Here is a 495-nt window from a genome sequence, read left to right as displayed (position 1 = left end):
CAATATATTGACTTACAGAGTGACTGGCTGATGTTTTTTAAAAACTGCCATAACTATGTTTTTCTTGCCATGCTGACAGCCTTGGCTACGTCAGCGCCCGCAGAAGTTTATATTCAATATGCGACGGGAGTGGATATAATACATGTCTATTGTGATGGCCATGTAACCTCCCTCAACATTAACGGAGATACTGTGACATGCCAGCATCACGAGGGCATTTCCATTGAGGTGGAGGCAGGCGTCTGGGAACCAATTGGCGTGCAGTGGTCAAACGGAGACGGCCACTGTGCACATAATTGGAGCTATAAAGGTGATCATCATCACGCCATATGCACACCAGGTGATTTACAGGATGGCCATACATATAAGATTTTTTACTGGTCGGCTTTTGTAAATTTTTACTGGCTGAGGGATGCTTAATGCAGGAGTTGGCAGGAAAATAAGACCATGGCCGTAAAGTTGTGCTAGATCGCCTCAGATCTCCATAACCCTGTA

1 protein-coding gene is annotated in these 495 nt (G+C 45.1%); it reads left to right on the top strand.

Annotated elements, in window-relative coordinates; translation table 11 throughout:
• Positions 1 to 420 (top strand): hypothetical protein (locus tag ACY2RQ_RS19810; protein ID WP_490114737.1); only part of this gene is annotated, 420 nt, incomplete at its 5' end.
• Positions 421 to 495: the final 75 nt, after the last annotated feature.

This window comes from Parendozoicomonas sp. 209JJ7-1 (assembly GCF_058147085.1).
Note: the sequence above shows the minus strand (reverse complement) of the source record. Positions and strands in the feature narration are given on the sequence as shown.